Here is a 1299-nt window from a genome sequence, read left to right on the forward strand (position 1 = left end):
CCAAGCAGCAGAGTGCCGAGCAGCAGGTCTCACCGCATCAACAACTGTCCCTTTTCATCCGTACGCAGGTGGGGACGTTCATGTGTACGCCGACATCAGGTGGAGCTTGGTGGTGAACGCGCCTCGCGAGCGACCAAGGCGCTCACCTCCTGCACCACCTCCACCAGGCGGGCGACAAGGCTCTGCCACGGCGTTTCGCCCTGGCGTTCGCTCGGTTCGGCCCCTTTGGAGGCGAGGGCTGGTGGCGGTTCAGTGCGGGCGCCGGCCGCGTGCTGGTGGGCACGGACGATGGTGGAATCGACCGCGACATCCCAGTCGATCTCGCCTGCGGCGTCGGCCGCGGCCCGGATCTGCTGGAGCAGACGCTCCCAGGTTCCGTCGGCCGACCACAGCCGGTGGCGTTCATAGACGGTCTTCCAGGGCCCGAACCGTTCAGGCAGATCACACCACTGCACGCCGGTCCGCACCCGGTACAGAATCCCGTCGATCACCTGCCGGTGATCGCGCCACCTGCCACAACGCCTGTTACTGACAGGCAGGAACGGCCGCAACTGTTCCCACTCCGTATCACTCAGCTCGCCCCGTCTCATGACAGGAAGAACCACCCGAACACACGCCGGCCACAAGATCACACGAACCTGATCCCTACTCCGCGACGAATGGCGCATATCCAACCGGGACCTCGCTCACCTGAAGGTCGGAGAAGAGCAAGGTCAGGTTGTGCGCGTTGGTCTCGATGTGCACCTCGTGGAAGTCGATGCCAAGGGCGTTCGACCAGCGTCGGGTCGCGTCCGACTCGGGGAGGAGCTTGGCTCCCGGGTAGAGGCAGTGCCACTTCACGCCCCAGACGTATCCGGCGAGGTCAGCACCGGTTTCGTGGTCGATGAGCCGGTCGTCCAAAGAGACCCGCCAGGTCTCGGCCGGCACAGATGTCTCGCACCGCGCCTCAACGCAGTACCTGAAGAGGTAGCGCAGGTGGGACGACGTGATGCCGGTACGGGGATCAGCCGTTGCGTAGACGATGACCTCGTAGTCGCGCATGTAGTTGGTGTATCCGTGGTGCACGACAGCGTGATCGAAAGTCTCGTCCAGCATCTGTTCAAGTACGGCGGTGTCCATGCCGCCCTTCTACCTCACTCGACGAGACCTTCGACAACGAGATTCGCGGCGTCAGGCGCCGTTGCAAGAGATCGCCCGGACAAGTCCTAGTAGTGCTTCGTTAAGTTCTGCGTCTGTTGGCTTTGAGTAGCTGGCCGCAGGTGGTGCAGGTGCCGGTCCAGCACCGCAGGAGGTCTTGCA

Annotated in this window: 1 protein-coding gene and 1 pseudogene; both read right to left on the minus strand. The window is 63.5% G+C overall.

The genetic code is table 11. The features are described 5' to 3' along the window. Positions 1-96: 96 nt before the first annotated feature. A pseudogene (locus ACFWGJ_RS43740) lies at positions 97-590 on the minus strand (IS5 family transposase); the annotation flags it as partial. Positions 591-645: 55 nt separating this feature from the next. Continuing rightward, positions 646-1119, minus strand: a complete 474-nt coding sequence (locus tag ACFWGJ_RS43745; protein ID WP_387334555.1) for a hypothetical protein — start codon at positions 1117-1119, stop codon at positions 646-648. Positions 1120-1299 lie beyond the last annotated feature (180 nt).

Source organism: Streptomyces sp. NPDC060205, from assembly GCF_042728395.1.
Lineage (GTDB): Bacteria > Actinomycetota > Actinomycetes > Streptomycetales > Streptomycetaceae > Streptomyces.